Genomic DNA, 21781 nt, shown 5'->3' on the forward strand with positions numbered 1-21781 from the left:
AAATGATATAATATTAAACATGTGATATCTATGATCATTCAATTTTATCTATACAATAAACATTAAATTCTAAATATTTAATAATATCAAATACAGTATCTAATAAACTGACATATCATGATTAACTCATATAATTAAAAACTTATAAATATTTTGTATATACTAAACTCGTACATAAAACTAAATCACATAACACGCTAACAAAAAGACTACTAATGAATGATAGAGTCATTGTCTTTAGTAACTCATAAATATAGAATGTTTAATCTATTCTGTCCCTAAAATACCATAAATGATCTAAGATCATATAGATAGGCACAATGAACTTCCTCGTTTGAACCCTATATGCAAAAGAATCCAAAAACTGATCTAAATAATCCATTAGAAAAAATCTAATATTTAATTATATTCGAGAATACAACACTAAACAGCTGTACCTTTCTTATCATCTTAAAACCTTTCTGATTTTATAACTAAGTATCAACAACAGAGAAAAGCATTAAAAAATAATAATATCTAAAATGACTCCTTAAAAGTATTAGCCTGATTTACTTATACTAGAACCTACTTGTCTTAATTGATTCTGTAATCTTATAACTTTGCATTGTAGATGAAGCAAAGAAATACGAACACGTAGCCACAACAATCCAAAAATAGCCCAACTCAATAAAAATCCAATAGAAAATGCTATAGTAAATAGCATGATGATATTAAATTCACTCTGACCTAATAAATAATTTAAAGTTATCACCTGGTTCCTATTAATACTTAGGAATATCAATATCAATAGAATCATAATCACTACTAAAAAAATAAAATAACATTTCACTGATCATCCTTTTATCAGAGAATTGACTAGATGTATTCTAAAACAATTTAACTAATTATTATTGAAAACATAATTTTCATAAGATACCCTAATTTATCATCCTTTTCATAAGGTAATAGACATCTCTAAAATAATAATTTTTATTATACTAGAACTTATAAATTATATCGTACTTATCTCAAACAATGAAAGAAATATCTTGTTTTTATGAAAACTATTCGAAATATTATAAATAAAACATTCATAAATATACGCAATTCTTCAATATATAAAGAAGATACAGATATTTCATTAACTATGAATAAAATCAAGTTAAAATAAAAGATAATTACTACATCTAATACTATATATAACAACTTGTTATTGAAAATTTATAAAAAATAAAAACATATATGTAAGTACATTATAAATATTATTGTTTTTTAAAAAACTTAAAAAATAACATATTTATTATGTGGAGTTATATATAAAATAGTTTTTAACAAAGTATAGATTAAACTTGTGATAATTTTTGGTATAACAACCAAAAAGTTTTACATAGAAATATGTTCTCTCTGTAAAATAAAAAATAAAGTACTGAAATTATCGATATTTTTAAATAAACTAGATTTAATCAGCCTTAATCATAAAGTTCACAACAGTTAAAATTTTTCATAACAATGTTAAATTCTATTCAGAATCATACATAGAACTAATGAAAAGAAAGTTAAAAAAATAAAACTATTTCAATCTACAATAGTCATTATTTAACAATCATTTAGCAAAATTAGAGATAATAAAAGCGGATTCTTACATTAAGACTAAATTGTATCAACAGAAAACACAACAATAGAAACGTAAAATAACAAGATTAACATGATTAAAGGTGCCTACATCACGAGTTCTGATTCTTTAATGAATCTAACACAGACCTCTGAACGGGACTATATATTTCATGATCACTTTTTACACTATAACAAATTGGCTACTAATATTTAGTTACTGGTTCTTGATTGCTGGCGTTACTTTACGAATTTTAATTAAACGTCGCTCCGTGCCTTTTGCCATGGCATGGCTATTAATTATTTATATTCTTCCTCTCTTAGGAATTATCGCCTACCTTTCTATGGGCGAACTATATCTAGGAAAGATCCGCACTAAACGAGCTCGAACTATATGGCTATCCACTTCCATCTGGTTAAAAAATTTACAGTCTAACAAAAATTTTTATGATAAACAAAACAGTCATATCGCAAAACCATTATTTCAGCTCTGTAAAAAACGCCAAGGAATTGCTGGCGTAAAAGGCAATCAATTTGAGCTCCTAACTACTAGCGATGCCACACTTAGATCTGTAGTACAAGATATTCAACTAGCACATAATAATATTGAAATGGTATTTTATATATGGCAGCCTGGCGGATTAGCTGATGATGTTGCAGAAGCACTGATGGCAGCTGCACGTCGCGGTGTACATTGCCGTTTATTACTAGACTCTGCTGGAAGCGTAGCATTTTTCCGTACCACTTGGCCCACTCTAATGCGTAATGCTGGTATAGATGTAGTAGAAGCACTTCCAGTTAGTTTTCTTCGTATTTTTTTGCGTCGTATGGATTTGCGTCAGCACCGTAAGGTTGTCTTAATTGATAATTATATTGCCTATGCTGGAAGCATGAACTTAGTCGACCCGCTTTTTTTTAAACAAAAAGCTGGAGTTGGTCAGTGGGTGGATCTAATGGCTCGCATGGAAGGCCCTATAGCAACAGCTATGGGGATTATTTATTCAGGGGACTGGGAAATTGAAACAGGTAAACATATTCCGCCCCCTCCTGTTCTTCACAATACCATACTTCCGTATAAAAACAAGAATGACCATACAATTCTAGTTATTGCCTCAGGACCTGGTTTTCCAGAAGAAATGATTCATCAGGCACTATTAACTACAATCTACTCTGCACAAAAAACACTAATTATGACTACTCCCTATTTAGTACCTAGTGATCACTTACTTCACGCAATTTGTACTGCATCTTATCGTGGCGTAGATGTAAGGATTGTTGTTCCACGTCATAATGATTCCCTATTAGTCCGCTGGGCAAGCAGGGCATTTTTTAGTGAACTACTTGAAGCTGGGGTAAAAATCTATCAGTTTGAGGGAGGGTTATTGCATAGCAAAAGTATTCTTGTCGATGGACAACTTAGTCTTATTGGTACAGTTAATCTTGATATGCGTAGTCTGTCACTCAATTTTGAAATTACTCTAGCCATTGATGATAATAGCTGTGGTAAAGATCTAGCACGGGTACAAGACGACTATATTTCTCAGTCACGTCTAGTTAATGCACTACTCTGGTCACAGCGAGCTTACTGGAAACGCATTGTAGAGCGATTATTCTACTTCTTTAGTCCATTGCTCTAAAGCATGATAATAATCATTATACCTTTAGATTCATAAAAATGTTAAATGTACTACTATGTTAGTATTCATATAAAATAATAAAATTATGTTATTTCTAACCAGAATTACTCAAAATGATGTCAATTGATTATGCACTACTTAAAGAGATAACATTGAATGAAACAAAACTGAACTCTTGCTAAAAAAAGAAATAAATCAACAATTATTATACTAAATTGAGTTATCTATCATATAGAATTCATACTCAATATTATTTTAATTTCATATATATGCTTACTACTCTAAGCATATATCACAGACAGGATCTTAAAATACTAATAATGAAAATTAGAAAAGATCATGCTAAAAATAACTCAATATAACTCAATAATTTTAATACACAACATCATATATAACTCCCACTTATCTTCTATCTTGTAGAATCTAATCTATGAAATTGTTACACTAAACATTATTAAGAATATTCTCTCAAGAGAATACAGAATCAAATTTCTAAAACTTGTATATAACAATAATACTATTATTCTATAAAATATTCTCAATTATATCAAGAATAGATATAAAATTCTTATGTACACACTATAAAATAAAAACTATTCCAGATACTGTAGATTTATCAACAAGATCGTACAATATAAGATATATATCTTAATTAATTCATAATAATGAAGATCTTACATATCATATATCTCGTTCTAAATTAAATACATTATTTACTCAATCATACATAAAGTTATACTTTATTGTTGAAATCAAAAGAAAGTAATTGCAATATCTAAACATTAGGGTGTCACTCAATTGCAAATATTTACAATAAATTCATAAGCCCCTATTAAGTGAATTAAAATTATATATAACAATCCGATAATTTATTAAAAATAAATTGCCTTGACATCTACTAAAGATAGATGTTAGAAGTCTAATATAATATAATTTATTTTTACTTAAAATAAGCTTCTTCTTTGGAGATAGTAACATGGCTAGTAGAGGTATTAATAAAGTCATTTTAATCGGATATTTAGGACAGGATCCAGAAATTCGCTATATACCTAACGGCAGCGCCGTAGTAAATATTACTTTAGCTACCTCTGATAGCTGGCGTGACAAACAAACTGGGGAAATCAAAGAAAAAACTGAGTGGCATCGTGTGGTATTATTTGGGAAAATAGCTGAAGTAGCCTCTGAGTATCTTCGTAAAGGCTCTCAAATATATATTGAAGGCGCTCTACAGACACGGAAATGGACTGATCAAGCTGGTATAGAAAAATATACAACTGAAATAGTAGTAAATAATGTAGGAGGAACTATGCATATGCTAGGAGGGCGCTCTCAGGCCAGCCATAGTAAAAGCACTGAATGGGAAGAGAAAAATCAAAATGAACATGATATTAGTACATCTAATCATGTAAATAGATTTTCTAGTTCGATACCACAAAAAATAAAACCAAAAAATATTATAAATAATACTGAACCACTAATTAATTTTGATGATGACATTCCTTTCTAAAAGATATCACATCTGTATTACGATATATTATATAAAAAATGTGTTTTCATATAATCACTGCTGATAAAATATGAAATAAATTAAATATAAAATAAGACAATCCAAATAAAAACCATGTTAAATAAAGATAGGAAAAACTAAATCTAGTAAAGTTAAAAATTACAAGATCTTTACAAGATCTATTTCGATTTTAATACCAACTCCATTAAACAAGACGATAAGCCTTTTTATATTATTTAATCCTTTATAAAAAATAAACCAAAATTCTAGCCATTTGATCTTTATGCTATCAAGCAAATAATTTACTATCATTAAAACCTCTTCTATATGAAGAAGTATAGTATAACGATCAGAAAACAATAATTTTTTATAATTTAATATGAGTTATCTATATAATATATAGCGTTAGAAGAAATGAATATATATTTTTGTATTTATCTTACATAGTTGGATTATGTAAAACCAATATATCCATTCTCAATTATTAAAAATAATAAAATCCATCACATGATATCTATGATTAACCTTATTCACTATATGCACTGCATATGCACTTCTTATATACTTCAAAAAATTTGAGTAATTGATTAAAAATATCGGCAAATCTAATATAGTATTTTAGCAACCTAAATGTTTTTCTAAAAAACAAAAAATATATACGTTGATAACAACCAATATACTTCATGATTTTTAAATTCATACTAAAATAATCACTTACAATGTTATAATTCTATCTCTACACTTCAATACTAATTTTCTGAAAACTAGTGATAAACACTACAAATTCCAATAATCTGTTAGACTAGAAATTTAAATCTAATACAAATTATTTATCAATGACCATCTAAAAATTAGATCTCTAAACGATAAAAAAAAGAAAAAATTATTTATTATTTGATAATCAATTATAGATTTATTTAATAAATATATAAAACAGCACATTATTAGTTATCAATCATTTATTCTGCCTCAACAATAACCTATTTCATACATAGAATGACTATAAAACAAAAAACAAGCCTATACACCATATTAATAAAAATTGAATCAATAAAAAAAATAAAAAATCCACATAACAAATAAGATAACTAAGTCCATATATCCACAGTGTGTGATAATAATCTTCAATATAATCAGACTATTTATTTTAAATAGCCTAAATTTAAATTTTTTAAAACTAAAAAATTAAGAATCTATCGACTTCCGATTCGCTCGTTTACGATCATGTTCAGTTAAATAACGCTTACGAATACGAACAGACTGAGGAGTGACTTCAACTAATTCATCATCATCAATAAATTCAAGTGCTTGCTCTAAAGTCATTTTAATAGGAGGAACTAAAATAGGTGCTTCATCAGTTCCAGAAGCACGCATATTGGTAAGTTTTTTGCCAGATAAGCAATTTACTGTCAGATCATTTAAACGCGAATGAAGACCAATAACTTGACCTTCATACACCTCAGAACCATGACCAAGAAACAGCTTACCACGATCTTGTAAATTAAATAAAGAAAAAGCAAGAGCCTTACCTTTTCCATTAGAAATTAAAACACCATTCTGACGTTGTCCAATTTTAACAGGAAGTACATCGTCATAGTGACTAAAGGTAGAGTGCAGAACCCCAGTACCAGCAGTAATCATCATAAACTCAGTACGAAAACCAATTAAACCACGAGATGGCATAAGATAATCAAGACGTATTCGTCCTTTTGAATCAGAGACCATATCCTTTACCGATCCCTTTCGCATTCCTATAGCTTGCATCACAACACCCTGACTAGACTCTTGAATATCCAAAATCACATACTCAAATGGCTCTTGCATACGGCCATCAATTTTACGAAAAATTACTTTAGGACGGGAGACAGCAAGCTCAAAACCTTCCCGACGCATAGTTTCAATTAATACAGATAAGTGAAGTTCACCACGACCAGATACTAGAAATACATCAGAATCTTCTGTCTCTTCCACCTTTAATGCTACATTATAGAGTAACTCTTTATTTAGGCGGTTAAGAATCTGTCTTGAGGTTATAAACTTTCCTTCTCTCCCAGAGAAAGGCGATGTATTAACATTAAAATACATACTTACAGTAGGCTTATCAACATTAATAGCTGGTAAGACATCTGGACTATGTGGATCACATAGAGTATCAGAAATATACAGTGGACCAAGTCCACTAATTGCAATTATATCACCAGCTTCAGCACAAGTTGCTTCAAGACGGTCTAAACCTAAGTAAGTAAAAATTTTATTCACTTTACTATTACGTACTTGACCTTTACTATTAATAATACTAACTAACTGATTTGACTTAACTTTGCCACGCTGAATACGGCCAATCCCTATCACACCAACATAATGATTATAATCTAATTGAGAAATCTGCATCTGAAACGGTGCATTTATCTCTACATTCGGTGGAGAAGCATAGTTAATAATTGCGCTATACAATGGAGTCATATCTTCTACCATATTCTTGTGATCTAAGGATGCCGTACCGTTTAAAGCAGAAGTATAGATGACAGGAAAATCAAGTTGATCATCATTTGCATTAAGATTAACAAATAAATCAAAAATTTGATCTACAACCCAGTCCGGTCTAGACCCTGGACGATCTACTTTATTAATAACAACAATTGGTCTCAAACCATATTCAAAAGATTTTTTTGTTACAAAACGAGTTTGCGGCATCGGACCATCTATTGCATCTACCACTAGAAGAACCGAATCAACCATCGACATTACACGCTCCACTTCACCACCAAAATCAGCATGTCCAGGGGTATCTACAATATTTATATGATATCCATTCCACTGAATAGCAGTATTTTTTGCAAGTATAGTAATTCCACGCTCTTTTTCTAAAGTATTAGAATCCATTATGCGCTCAGTCACTTCAGTGCGTGAATTGAAAGTACCAGATTGTAAAAGTAATTTATCAACCAAAGTAGTTTTTCCATGGTCTACATGAGCAATAATAGCGATATTACGCAGTTTTTCGGTCACAGCTTAGCCTCAGTCGTGAGATATAACACGATATATGTATACATACATTTAACAACTTCATATCTTTACATATAAGTCAGAATTAATAGAAAAGATTCCAATCTTTAATATCAACTTAATAAAGTTAAACTAGTAATTTTAATTTCTTTCATTTTGTATTAAATAAATTTGCAAATTAGTGAACATCCTTCTTCTTTTATTAAATATATGGATGGGTATCATAAGATGACGCAATTAAACATAATCAAATATATTATAGCCTACTAAGATCCTTATCTTATAAACAGATGGGTACCTTTGACTACTTATACTATTTAAGTTTACATCTTTTTTAAAAAATATGGTTAAGAAATAGATGTTTGATATCATTCTAACTCTGATCTTAGATAAATCTTTTTCATCCAAGTGATGAAAATCTAATCAAACGTATCAATATAACTTCTCTGAAGTCATTTAAATTTATTTATAAATAAAAATAATAAAAAATTTTTTCAATATAAAATAATATATTAACATCTAAAATTAAGAAATTTGATGATTGTTATCAAAATCACACAAGCATACAGTCTACTCATAACTTCAGTAATAGAAAATATGAATATACATTCCTTTTAAAATGTTTATACATATAATTATTTCTCTAACCTCAGATCTAGAACAGTTAAAAATAAACTCTCTACTTACTCACTGATGATAAGCATAGAACTCTATAAAATATATATTATCTTAACCTAAGTGATGTAACATACTGTTAACTTAATTGCACTGTAAAAGTTATAAAAAAACATCGATCTTATTCAAATTCACTACTATATTTAGAATATTAGTACTTATTTATGTTTTTTATTCTAATCAAGTATTCTATACTATTATCAAAAACATTAAAATATTTTCTATGATAGACTAGCATAGTCTATATATCACTAAAAATTCAAAAAATACTAGTAGAAATTGTCCTCTAAGAAATTTAATCTTCACGGAGCTTGTTTATAATCTAATCTTCATTATTAATTAATGAAGAAAATCAAAATAAATCCTATTAATAACTCTGTACTTCAAATCAATATACTTCTCATCTCGAATCAAATGATATACTAGATAAAAATTTTTTATCACTAGACAAATAAAAAAAAATAAAAATATTCATCTATATATTTCTCACAACTGTAAATACCAAATTTCTCCTGTTATTATTATAATCTAGTATTATGCATGATAACTAATATATTTATACCCATGTTTAATCAAATTTTCTAAAAAATAAACCAATCCAAAAGAATTTAATATTTATGTTAAATAAGTTATATTTATAATAAACAAATATCATGTAAAATACATGAAATATACATTGTACTAATAATTAAAAATCATTACATACAACTCTCGATTCAGATAAAATTCATCATGATTTATTTAATAGAGGAAATACATTTAAAAAATGTCTACTATAAAACTAAGAAATATTAATAAATTTGATAGACTCCTGATCTAAAATTATTACACTACTATTCTGGATAAAGCCTTGATACGTTAGACTATTATTATTCATTGTGATATTCTTAAACTAGATGTGATCAAGAAGATCATAATTCTCGTCTACACCAAATAACTCAAAGTATTACAAAATGATTTAAAAGATTTAATTTTAAAAGTATGATTACAAGGCTACATCCAACATGATTATTTTCAATCATATTAATTTTAATTATGAATTTAAATCATATTTTCAATTGCATAATATTGAAGTGACTATAATAACGAAAAGACTATCACTTTAAAACATATAAGGATAATAATCCAATCTGTAAACGAAATACTTCTAAGATCTACGTACTGATTTATTACACAATTATAATCCAATATAATATGTAATGATCAAAAATTCATTAAATTGTTAAAATAAAAAAGAAAACCTTAAATAAAAATAAAATAACCATTAACATGAAATAAAAATTTCATAACCTTAATATTTATAAGTCAATAATACATCAAAGTACATTTTCCTATATCAAAATTAAGTCTTTCTTGCAAGAATCTGTTTAGAGTAATAAAGATTCACACATAGATGACTGTATCGATTTACTAAAATAAAACCTATATCTTTCAGATATTATATCAATAAACTATCATAAACTACTTGATTTTTTGTATAAAATAAGAGGATAATAGATAATTAAAGAGAGAAACATTTAATACCAATTATGATATTTAATCAACTATAATCATCTGGATCTATAACATACAGCGTATTAATGATGTTTGCTTACTATTTCCATAATGATTCACTTTTTATTCAAAAACTAATTAGATCTAACTAGTAAAATGATTGACATCAAAGCATATTCTTTTGAACTATCTTAATAATTAATCCATTTATTTTATATAATATGTATTCATGAAGTTAGATTTGATCTAAAATCAAATGGATTCAAGAAAAACATTCTAGATAAAGATTCTTAAAAACTACATCTCGAATTGATATTTTTACTAAATATATTATTGCATTCCATAATTGTCTACTAAAGACAAACATAGTTATATACTAAAAAATACTATAATCTATGCAATCTAAGTCAAACTATTATATTTAATAAAAAATATTTTTATTGTAATGATTTGAATTTATCTAAAGATCAAGCTTTTCTTGATACATTTCTATTTAATAGAAATATATTATTTAATATACATCTATATATTATTACAATCTCTTATTTTCAGATTTCATAAAATATAAATCATTAGATTCTTAAAATCTCACAACAGATTATGCGTAATGAATCCTTATTATTTTTGATAAACTTAACATCTCTTTTATGATACCTTATTATATTGTAATACAGGTGCATACCAACGTTCTGCCTGCTCTATCATTATCTTAATACTCTCTTTATCAAGAGATGTTACTAATCGCTGTAAATAAAAATCGTTTTTCTCTCCACGTATCTGATCATTTCCATGCCAAGACTGTAACAATGTTCTATATGCTTTTTTTTGAAGAACATCATTATAATTAACTATATCCGCTTTCTTATCAAAACATTCTTGTAACCACCTTCCTCCAGAAGAAGTTAGTAATAAGGGGCTGCACATACCTAATCGATAACCATGAATATAATCTGATAGATACTTATACGCATGGTCTATAGATAATGGTAAAAAATGCCAAAAACTATTATTACATCCAAAGATAAAACTAAAACCGCTACCTCCGGTAGCACAATAAACCAAATGCTCTAACCATAACTTTAAACCTTGCGCTAAATGAAGAATGCTAGGAGACCAACGTAATAACCCATTTACTTGAACTTCAGTTAAAGAACCAGTCAACATAAACCCATCAACCATCAGCGATATATCTCTGTTTTCTGATCTTGTATAATGAGACTTTACTTTTTTAGCCACCTCATTCATTTTAACTTCTTGTTCCTTAAAAAAAAGATCACCCCATACACCGTAAGGTAATATACCTGATGCCCGCATTTCTTCATAAATAACGTCGATCTTTTTATCATGAATAAGATTATCTAATAACTTTCTATTCATCTGATAACAACTAAGCTCATCTAATAAGAATGGCTCTGTATCTAGCAATATAGATTCTTCTATTTTAAAACGAACACCAAGACGAGATTGAAAAAATGATCGCACAGGATGACACCAAAAACTTAAAAGTTGATTTAAATTAAGATTAATTTTATGTTCTTTTAGTGGATTTTGTATAAAAGGAGTATGTTTCATACCTAGACGACGAGCAGCAGGTAGCCATTCAGAAGAAAAACTGTGAAACTTAGACTGAGAATTAAAATTTTCAGGAGCAAATGGCATGCGACTATGTAAATATTGAAGATGTTTAACTACAGCCTTAGCACTAATATCAATATCTCTATCTATATCTTCAGATAAGCAAAAACTTCGACTAATATAGTCTATTAACTCACTCACTAAAATAGATGAATAACATAAAGTATTATCTTCTATGGATCTAAAAATATAACTAATATATAATTTTTCTCGAACAGAACACAAAATCTCAAGGAATAAATAATGATCTTCACTGCAAGAACTAGCATTTTCTGTGCTAATAGTTGATTGCATTAAATCAATACTACATGGAGGTCTAGTACGAGGATACACACCATCATTCATTCCCAATAAGCATATTACCTTAACAGGAACACATCGCATAGAAGCTAAAGCACAAAAATTAATAGTCCCACCTCTAGCTTCATACTTAACTTTTTGCGAGTTAAACTGTAATTCTATTTCTTCTCTTAAGCGTGACAAAGGAACTTCTTTCTGATATAAAGAATCAATACCATAATTAATAATTTCACTCCATTTTTGTTCAATGAATTCCAATTCAATTTCATTGTCTCTATCTTTAAGAAAGAAATCATTTAATATTTGACGACAAATAGGTAACCAACCAGAAAGATCTAATGACTGATGAAGCAACTTTTTCCAACGCATTAAATTCATTAAAAATTCAGAAAGATTACCTGCTAATTCAGCCATTAACCCACAACACTCATCAAAAGGAAGAACTCCTTCCCATGGGCCTGCTTGACTATGCATTCCATAACCAAGAAGCATACGAGTTAAACCAAAATTCCAAGTATGCTGACTAGAGATAGGCAAATGGATATCATCAAACACCTCATCATCTAACCCCCATCGAACTCCAGATCTACTTACCCACTTACGAAGAACAGCTAACCCCTCTGCATCAATAGAAAAACGGCTAGCAATCGAAGGAATTTCTAATAAAGAAATCACCTCTTCAGCAGTAAAACGACTATCTGGCAGAGTAAGTAATGTCATAAAAGATTGAAAAAATAAATTTGTCTGATTGACCATCCTGTAATCAGAAATAGTAAATGGCATAGCATGCTCCGGCGATGCTTTTCCAAAAATAGATTTAATAAATGGTGCATAAGCATTAATATCAGAAACCATCACAATTATATCACCGACAGTTAACGATGAATCCTTATCCATCATATTTAATAACTGATCTTGTAAAACCTCCACTTCACGCTTAATACTGTGACATAGATGAATTTCTACTGACCTGTCCTCTACTGTTAAGATACGTTTAACATGGCTATGGCTTCTATAACTACTATTCACACCAATAAAGGAGTGATCCTCTAACTCTAATATGTCACGTTGTAAAGTCTTGATTAAACTAGTAGCTTCAATATCAACAAAAGCAGATACTTTATGTGATTCAATCTTTTCTAATAAAAAAAAATGTTTTTCTCCCTGTTGACCCCATGAGGCCAAAAGCGGATTAGTTACTTTCTGTTTTCTTGTATCAGTAAGTGAAAAATTCACATCATCACTATCACAGAATCGTGATATCGGTTTTTTATTTTTATAATAACTCCGAGAGTGATTTTTCATTTTTTCAACAACTTGTTGATCCTGAGTACCACTCCAATAGTAACGACAAGGATTTATACATAAAAGATAAAGATCAGTATGCTTACCTAAAGTCTGTAGATACTCGGCAGGTAAGGATGAGACACCAAAGACAAAAATACGGCTAGGAAGATTCAAAATCCCTGATGATCTTTGATTTAATGTAGATATAAAACGCTGATATAAACCTGCTCTATGCCAGATTGGCTCTCCTAATTGCTTAGTATGTTTTACCAATTCCATCCATAGTGCAGATTGCCATATCTGATTCTCACCTAACCCACTCTCTACAATATCTCCATTTTCCCATAAATTTAACCACTCAGGTTGGTGTATAGAATACTGTTCAAATAATTGAGCAATACGCGCTGTCAGTTGAAATAGCTTTCGATATTCTTGATCGTCACTTAAGTACTGACGCAACATAATAAAAGATTTTTTGAATAAAATTTTAGGAAGAATATCCCTTAGTTTCCAACAAATACTAAATTGATTAAACGCACTAGTTTTATAAATACCAGGAAAAATACGAAAAAACATCTCCCAAATAAAACTAGAAGGTAAAAAAAAATCAATATTAGCAGCTATACCAAACTCTTCAGCTAATTTTATTTGTAACCACTCTTCTGTCTGACGGCTTTGTACCACCAGAACTTCAGAACAAAGTGGATTAAGAAGAGGTTTACTTTCAATTTCGCAACAAACAATATTTTTCAAAATCTCTAGATCATTAGAATGATAAATAGTTAACATACTAAACCCTTAATTTAAGACTATAGGAATTAGGTCTACATATAAGTAGAAATATTTTAATGAGTACTACTATACGATAAGACCATTATTTTAAAATTTAATAGTCTTAATTCATAAAAGAAAGGTTGTATAGAAAAATAATATTGTTATAATTAATAATTAATAATATTATAAGATTAATACTATCCAATCTACTGCGGGAATAGCTCAGTTGGTAGAGCACGACCTTGCCAAGGTCGGGGTCGCGAGTTCGAGTCTCGTTTCCCGCTCCAAATTATCCTATACATATATATATGTATATTACTATTCTTAAGGTATCTTTGATCATTCAAAAAAATTCCTATCAAGATTAACGACTAAAATAATCAATCAATGTACATTCTTTGAATCGCAAAATACCAAGACTCATCTTGTATATTTTTATAGAAAATCCTTTTTTGTCAAAAAAATATAGTTTTTTCTTCTAAAAATTAAAAAAATTAGTTACTATCTAATTTTATTAGATAAACTGATGACTCTCAAAACCATTATATAACACTTATAATTATTCTGAAAACTCAAGTTTTGAATGATAACATCAAGATGGACATAGTTATTGTAAAATAATTTTTATAAATTATCATAAAATCAAATATTTACTAAAAATTATATCAAGATTATAAAAAGTATCTAAATATGACTAGATTAAAAATCTAGCATTGATATAACATATATTTATACTGATAATTAATATTATTTGACAAACATAAATAGCTACTATCTACTAATAGTATTTTTATATTGTTATAGATAGCAATATAATCTATCAAAAAATCATTTTATATCAAAATAAAAACAAACATCTACTATTAAATAGTACGATGATTATGGTCAATCTATAGAAATTGATATAAAAAATCTAGAAATAAAAATGTTCTTTCACAAAAGCATTCTTCTTCGCTGAGTAGAATACAAGCATTCTCTGGCATCTTATAATAATCATTATTATTACATTTAATTCTATAATAAAAATATTATATATAAACAAAAAAACTTATATTTTTAAAAAATTCTTACTGCTTTTATAGGAATTTTATTTATAAACAAATATGAAGAAACATATCGACTTGTAATAGATATATTAATTTCCTACTGAAATCTTTTTAGTACAAACATAATATTAAATATCCAAATTTTTTATATTTCTCACTGATTATCGAAGCAAAACTATATTAAACACTAGTCCATAATAATAAATCAAAAATCTATTTAACCAAGAGTGCACTACTAACAAGGACAGAATCATGAAAAGTGTAGATAAAGTCAAGTGTCCATCTTGTGGAGAAGATGTTATGTGGAATACACTTAGTGTTTGGCGTCCATTTTGCAGCCAACACTGCAAGAAAATAGATCTAAATGAATGGATGACAGAAAAAAAATATATTGAGAAGTCAGATTCTTAATATCCTAAAAAAATAGCACCCTATTCACATATATTAGAATAGACGAACAAGATAATACGTACATTAAATACCACGCATTTGATAATTGATATAATACTTATTTTGATATCTCTCAAATCTATAATAATCTTTCTTATCTGATAGAGCGTTATTGGATAAAACAATTTCAAGAGAATCAATGATAACTATTTAATAAAATTAGTAATTTAAATCTAGAAAAAGTGAAATCTAAAATTAGACCTTATCAAGAAAAAAGTAAATCTAAAAAGAAAAGAAAAACCATAGATCAGATAAGAAAATAATTTTACATATAAATTGAAATTCAATAACATCTATTGATCCTAGATTAAAATAAGTCTATTCTACAATAGAAAAATATGTTAAGGTCAAAATATTAACTAGTATTGATAATCTATAACAGAGAATACCTGATAAAACGATATAATCGAATTAAATTCGATAACAAAATAGATTTAAATACTATTAAATATAGCCATATCCACTTTAGATTAATAAAATTAATCAAAATTTATAATTAAACAAGCATTTTTCCTTTTTCTTATCAGAAAAAGGATGTAAATCTATTAATACGATACGTTTTTATTAAGTTCACTCAGTATCATTTTTTGATTCCATTGATCTATAAACATCATGACTATATACTTATTATTTTAATTATTAATATAAAGAATTAATAATATGAAAAATGACAATCATCTATATATATCAATCTTAAAGATATTTAAGCAATAATCTATAAAATACTCAATAAAAATATCCCTAGATATTATATAACTTATAGTATTAATGATATCATCATGCTCTTTTCCCTAACAAAATAAATTAATACATAAACCATATACTATTCTTAATAATAACAATTAATCATCTAGTAATTGTTACGATGTAATCTTTCTTTTCTTAAAGAGAAGTAAAAATTTTTAATTAAATGAATATCCAATTAAAATAGTTAGTTTGTCATAAACTTTTTAGTCCAATACTTATAATGATTTCGTCTTTCTAAGAACTTAAACAATTAAATTTTTTGTTGCAAAATAATATAAATAACTTACAATAACATTGTACATTTTAAGAATAAAAATTCTTTAATAATTCAATAATTAATACTAGTGATTAATTTCATACTCTTCAATAGATGATGATTCCACTTAGTATAAGATATATATTAGAAAATGCTATATACAAGATATAAATCTATCTTCGATACTACTTAAGTAGTCATTATAATATAGAATAGTTTCTGATAAAGATCACAAATATAAATTTATTTAAAATAATTAATAAAATCCACAATCTATCAATCAACAAAAATATTAAATATATACACTGTTAACAACTGTTAAAAATTAAAGTCAATACTTAATAAAATATGAATAGAACCTATTAAAAATTTATAATAAATATATTAATTAAACTTCAGATTCTTATTTAAAGAACACTTAATTATGAATAGATGAGTGCGTAGACATTTTATTAATCTTCGACATTAAGTTAGATTTGTGTCGAGCAGCTTTATTTTTGTGAATCAGCCCTTTAGAAGCATAACGATCAATTAAGGGTTGCATGATATGAAATGCAACTTGAGCCGCTTCTCTATCCCCGCTAGAGATAGCCGTATATACTTTTTTAATAAATGTCCGAATCATAGAACGATAACTAGAATTATACTTTCTGCGTTTTTCAGAAGTTACAATATGTTTTTGGGCTGACTTGATATTTGCCAAGACCTCACTCCTAATAATTTTTATAAGAAAATATGAATATAAAATTATGATCTTTTTATAGAAAGTGTCAAGAGATTTTAAAAATTATTCGAACATAACTTTATTAGTCTATTATAACTATAATACTAGCCTCTAAATCAAGAGAATCGTTTGTATTCTATTACATCATATCGAGCTCCATCTATAATTAAATCAATATAGAAATTATTATAATCATCTAAACAATAACTTATATTTTTTCTGTACATAAACTAGCTTTAGTACATCTCATGATACAATCATATTTTTAAATAAAACTTAAAATAATTTAAAAACAGTATAGATAATATATTTATTAAATATAGAGTATTTAGCTATCAAAGATCAATACAAAATACAGATCTCTTGTCTTCTACCTTCTAAATATAGAAAACTTCTATTCTAAATTATACATACATCAAATCTCTGAGAGAAATGATATTCAAATTAAGTTAATAACAATTTATCTGGATGATTGAATATATTAATTACGTATTAATAAAAAATAAAAAATTATTTCATATATTAACAATGTTATTAAGATGAAACTTATAGGAAACATATATGCCGCAGTATCTATATATACTTATTATTATACTTATTTCAGAATCTGTTATAAATCATAAATAAAAACTGTAGAAAAAATTAACACAGAACTAGAATAAAAAATCTCGCAAAGCATTAATATAGCATATATTCTGTTCAAAAAATATAGAATCAATCTAGTTTACATGTTATAAAATAAATCTAGCACATATCATGAATCACTGATCAAGAAAACATTCACGAACCTTTTCGATCATAATTATAATCCAATAATCGAATACTATGTGGCAATCAATACAACATACGACAATATAATTTATTATGTCGCTTTCACTGAGAACTTACTAAAAACTGTATTATTAATACACCATAGAATCTTTTCTATCGAACTAGCCAAAGGTAGAAAATATTAATTTAATCTCACCCGGTACAGATAAACGGAACATAAAGATCTAATGATTGACTACAAATATACCCTTAATTTACCAAAAACAAAATTCCCTATGAAAGGCAATTTATCTGAACGAGAACCATCTATACTACAACGATGGTATCATGATAAATTATATAATATTATTAGAAATGCTAAAAAAGGGAAAAAAATATTTTTTTTACACGATGGACCTCCTTATGCAAATGGAAATATCCATATTGGACATGCAGTTAATAAAATTTTAAAAGATATTATTATTAAATCTAAAAACCTTACAGGTTATGATTCTCCTTATGTTCCAGGATGGGATTGTCATGGTCTTCCAATTGAACAACAAGTAGAAAAAATGCTTGGTAAAACTGGACAATCTATAAGCAAATCTGAATTCCGATCTGCATGTCGACAATATGCCTCTAAACAAATAGAACAACAGAAAACTGACTTTATACGTCTTGGAATATTAGCTGACTGGGATCATCCTTATCAAACTATGGACTTCAAGACTGAAGCAAATATTATTCGATCACTAGGACAAATGATTCAAAAAGGTCATATATATAAGGGGGCTAAACCAGTACAATGGTGCTTAGATTGTCGCTCTACAATAGCAGAAGCAGAGGTAGAATACTTCAATAAAATTTCTCCATCTATTCAGGTTCTATTTGATGCTGTTGACAAAAAAAAAGTACAGTATGTATTTGGTAATATCAATACCATCAGTCCAATTTCGATCGTAATTTGGACTACTACCCCATGGACCATTCCAGCTAATCGTGCTATATCAGTACACCCAAAATTCAGTTATCAACTAATCAGTATCGGAGAAAGAGCTCTCATAATTGCTTCGGATCGAGTTGATAAGTGCATGAAAGAAATTGGTCTATTACAATGGAAAGTTTTAGGTCAAGTTTATGGGTCAGAATTAGAAATGTTAGAATTTCATCACCCCTTTCTTCCGCATACTTCTCCTATTATTCTTGGTGAACATGTAACACTGGATAGTGGCACAGGTCTAGTACATACAGCACCTGCTCATGGTATAGATGACTATATCGTGAGCCAAAAATATGCACTTAACATCTCTAATTCCATAGGGCTAGACGGATGTTATCTGCCGTCAATTCATCCTAAACTAGACGGTAAAAATGTATTTAAATCTAACAATATCATTGTTACACTATTACGTGAGAAAGGTGCACTATTACACCTAGATACAATAGAGCACAGCTACCCTCATTGTTGGCGTCACAAGACTCCTATAATCTTCCGTTGTACCCCACAATGGTTTATTAGCATGGACAAAAAAGGACTACGAACCCAATCGCTAGATCAAGTAAACAACGTAAAATGGATGCCGGAATGGGGAAAAGCACGTATAATATCCATGATCACTAATCGTCCTGACTGGTGCATCTCACGCCAACGAACATGGGGTGTTCCTCTTACATTATTTGTACATAAAGATACCAATCAACTACACCCTCAATCATTAGAAATTATCGAAAAAATTGCTAAATTAGTAGAAAAATATGGCGTCCAAGCATGGTGGGATCTAAAGATCCACGACTATCTAACATTAGATGCGGGAAACTACCTCAAAGTCTCTGATACTCTAGATGTTTGGTTTGATTCCGGATCAACTAGTTGTTCAGTGATCAAATCAAGAAATGAATTGAAAGACTATTTACCCAATCTCTATTTAGAAGGTTCTGATCAATATCGCGGGTGGTTCATGTCATCTTTAATAATCTCTACAGCCATAACGGGTAAAGCACCCTATCGAGAAGTCTTAACTCATGGTTTTACTGTAGACGACAAGGGCTATAAGATGTCAAAATCCAAAGGTAATACAATCAGTCCACAAGGAATTGTTGATAGACTCGGTGCAGATATTCTACGTTTATGGATAGCCTCAACAACTTATTCTGGAGAAATAGCGATTTCAGATCAAATATTGGAAAGTACTTCTGATAGCTATCGTCGCATCCGAAATACCGCACGTTTTTTATTATCTAATCTTACAGATTTTAATCCTGACACCGATAAAATAAAAGAACAAAGCATGATCATGATAGACCGATGGGCCATAGGTCGTGCACTCACAGTACAAAATGAAATCATTGCCTCCTATGAAACATATCAATTCCATACGGTAATACAACGATTAGTACAATTTTGTTCTGTTGAAATGGGATCGTTCTATCTTGATATTATTAAAGACCGTCAATATACTGCAAAAACTAAGAGTACTGCACGTCAAAGTTGTCAGACCGCATTATGGTATATTGCCGAATCGTTAGTTCGTTGGATAGCACCTATTATATCCTTTACTGCAGATGAGATGTGGAGACATTTACCTGGTAAACGAACACAATATGTATTTACAGAAGAATGGTTTCAAGAATTATTTAATTTAAATGATCAGGAGCCTATGAATAATGAATACTGGAATTTAATACTAGAAGTACGTGGTGAAGTGAATAAAGCCATAGAACAAGCGCGTTCTCATCAAGAGATTGGATCCACATTAGAAACTAACATTATATTATATACAAATCAATCTTTAGCAAATAAATTAACTCGTCTGCACGATGAACTTCACTTTATTTTTCTCGCATCGAGTAGTGAAGTTTTAGAACTAGATAATGCCCCTTATAACGCATACCAAAGCCATATTATTGAAAACTTAAAAATAGTTGTACGTAAAGCAAGCGGCAAAAAATGTCTACGATGTTGGCATCGTACTCAGGATATTGGTATAAATTCAAAATATTCTGATATTTGTGGACGTTGTATACAAAATATTGATGGAGATGGTGAAAAACGCAAATTTGTATGATTCATTCAAATCTAATCTATAGAAAATTAAAATGGCTATACTTCATTCTAATCATAAGCAGTATCGATATAGCCAGTAAAAAATGGGTGATACAACATTTAATGTTGTATGAATTAAGACCTATAATACCTTATTTTAATTTCTTTTATACCCATAATTACGGTCTAGCATTTAGCTTGTTTTCTCATAAAAACAGCTGGTATCGCTGGTTGTTGGTTGGTATGACGATTACTATCGTGATTATTCTGTTGATCAAACTGTATAGAACTAGTATTAATTATAAAATTAATCAGATTGCCTATGTTTTACTTATAGGTGGAGCATTAGGTAATCTTTATGATCGAATATGTTATGGATATGTAGTAGATTTCATCGATTTTCATATTAATAACTGGCATTTTGCTACATTTAACATTGCAGATTCTTCTATCTTTATTGGTACTATGTTTATAGTAATTGGAGAAACAATGCATCTATACGATAAAAATATAAAAAAAAAGTATATTAATAAAATCTAAAATGGGTTTCCTATACACACATCACCCATACTTTATATGATTAAAATCAAATAACTGATATTTATCAGTCTCTCTTGTGAGACATCCTAACATAATATATAGATATATAAGCATATTTACTTAAAAATAGACCAATCCAAAATCAATTTTATTCTGATAGAATGAAAATATTTCATTACTTTTCTTGCACTATAGTATAGTATTTTAAATTACCATTTAACTCTCATAGAAACATCTAAATAATCGAAGTTTTAATATAAATAGCATGAAGTTAATGTAAGAACCTCGATAGATGAAATTAGGATTTTTCAGTATTTTCT

At 28.4% G+C, this 21781-nt stretch carries 9 protein-coding genes and 1 tRNA gene; 6 read left to right on the forward strand and 4 right to left on the reverse strand.

Going from position 1 to position 21781, the window contains the following annotated elements:
* Window positions 1–538: 538 nt before the first annotated feature.
* The gene (locus tag ERCIPICE3303_RS02210; RefSeq protein ID WP_416046613.1) at window positions 539–751 is read right to left on the reverse strand and encodes a lipopolysaccharide assembly protein LapA domain-containing protein; all 213 of its coding nucleotides are present in this window, start codon (window positions 749–751) and stop codon (window positions 539–541) included.
* A 1012-nt stretch (window positions 752–1763) separates the two neighbouring features.
* Here ERCIPICE3303_RS02210 and cls point away from each other — a divergent pair.
* Together cls and ERCIPICE3303_RS02220 are read left to right on the forward strand one after the other, a co-directional pair.
* Window positions 1764–3227 carry a cardiolipin synthase gene (cls, locus tag ERCIPICE3303_RS02215; protein WP_157991094.1) on the forward strand — a complete coding sequence of 488 codons (1464 nt, stop codon included), beginning with the start codon at window positions 1764–1766 and terminating at the stop codon, window positions 3225–3227.
* 976 nt (window positions 3228–4203) lie between these two features.
* Entirely contained in the window at window positions 4204–4734 is a 531-nt protein-coding gene (locus ERCIPICE3303_RS02220; protein ID WP_157991095.1) for a single-stranded DNA-binding protein, read from the forward strand.
* Window positions 4735–5919: 1185 nt separating this feature from the next.
* On the opposite strand, the gene typA is transcribed toward ERCIPICE3303_RS02220, so the two are convergent.
* Both typA and recC read right to left on the reverse strand, forming a co-directional pair.
* Window positions 5920–7743: a translational GTPase TypA gene (typA, locus tag ERCIPICE3303_RS02225; RefSeq protein ID WP_157991096.1), complete on the reverse strand. Its 1824-nt coding sequence runs from the start codon at window positions 7741–7743 to the stop codon at window positions 5920–5922.
* A gap of 2811 nt (window positions 7744–10554) precedes the next feature.
* Window positions 10555–13920, reverse strand: a complete 3366-nt coding sequence (gene recC / locus ERCIPICE3303_RS02230) for an exodeoxyribonuclease V subunit gamma (protein WP_157991097.1) — start codon at window positions 13918–13920, stop codon at window positions 10555–10557.
* 196 nt (window positions 13921–14116) lie between these two features.
* Between recC and ERCIPICE3303_RS02235 the strand changes: the two genes are divergently transcribed.
* Both ERCIPICE3303_RS02235 and ERCIPICE3303_RS02240 read left to right on the forward strand, forming a co-directional pair.
* A tRNA-Gly gene (locus ERCIPICE3303_RS02235) sits at window positions 14117–14192 on the forward strand.
* A 1011-nt stretch (window positions 14193–15203) separates the two neighbouring features.
* Window positions 15204–15362, forward strand: coding sequence for a DNA gyrase inhibitor YacG (locus ERCIPICE3303_RS02240; protein ID WP_157991098.1), 159 nt, complete (start codon window positions 15204–15206; stop codon window positions 15360–15362).
* Between the two features lie 1460 nt (window positions 15363–16822).
* Here ERCIPICE3303_RS02240 and rpsT read toward each other — a convergent pair.
* Window positions 16823–17107: a 30S ribosomal protein S20 gene (gene rpsT / locus ERCIPICE3303_RS02245; protein WP_157991099.1), complete on the reverse strand. Its 285-nt coding sequence runs from the start codon at window positions 17105–17107 to the stop codon at window positions 16823–16825.
* 1019 nt (window positions 17108–18126) lie between these two features.
* Here rpsT and ileS point away from each other — a divergent pair.
* Window positions 18127–20943, forward strand: a complete 2817-nt coding sequence (ileS, locus tag ERCIPICE3303_RS02250; RefSeq protein WP_157991100.1) for an isoleucine--tRNA ligase — start codon at window positions 18127–18129, stop codon at window positions 20941–20943.
* Window positions 20940–21461: a signal peptidase II gene (gene lspA, locus ERCIPICE3303_RS02255; RefSeq protein ID WP_157991101.1), complete on the forward strand. Its 522-nt coding sequence runs from the start codon at window positions 20940–20942 to the stop codon at window positions 21459–21461. The genes ileS and lspA overlap by 4 nt, the downstream gene beginning before the upstream one ends.
* The last annotated feature ends 320 nt before the right edge of the window (window positions 21462–21781 follow it).

It is taken from the genome of Candidatus Erwinia haradaeae, assembly GCF_900699015.1.
Classification (GTDB): domain Bacteria; phylum Pseudomonadota; class Gammaproteobacteria; order Enterobacterales; family Enterobacteriaceae; genus Erwinia_E; species Erwinia_E haradaeae_E.

Coding starts and splice junctions, on each gene's coding strand:
- ERCIPICE3303_RS02240 (WP_157991098.1), top strand. CDS start 15,204: ATGAAAAGTGTAGATAAAGTCAAGTGTCCATCTTGTGGAGAAGATGTT.
- lspA (WP_157991101.1), top strand. CDS start 20,940: ATGATTCATTCAAATCTAATCTATAGAAAATTAAAATGGCTATACTTC.
- cls (WP_157991094.1), top strand. CDS start 1,764: ATGATCACTTTTTACACTATAACAAATTGGCTACTAATATTTAGTTAC.
- recC (WP_157991097.1), bottom strand. CDS start 13,920: ATGTTAACTATTTATCATTCTAATGATCTAGAGATTTTGAAAAATATT.
- ileS (WP_157991100.1), top strand. CDS start 18,127: ATGATTGACTACAAATATACCCTTAATTTACCAAAAACAAAATTCCCT.
- ERCIPICE3303_RS02220 (WP_157991095.1), top strand. CDS start 4,204: ATGGCTAGTAGAGGTATTAATAAAGTCATTTTAATCGGATATTTAGGA.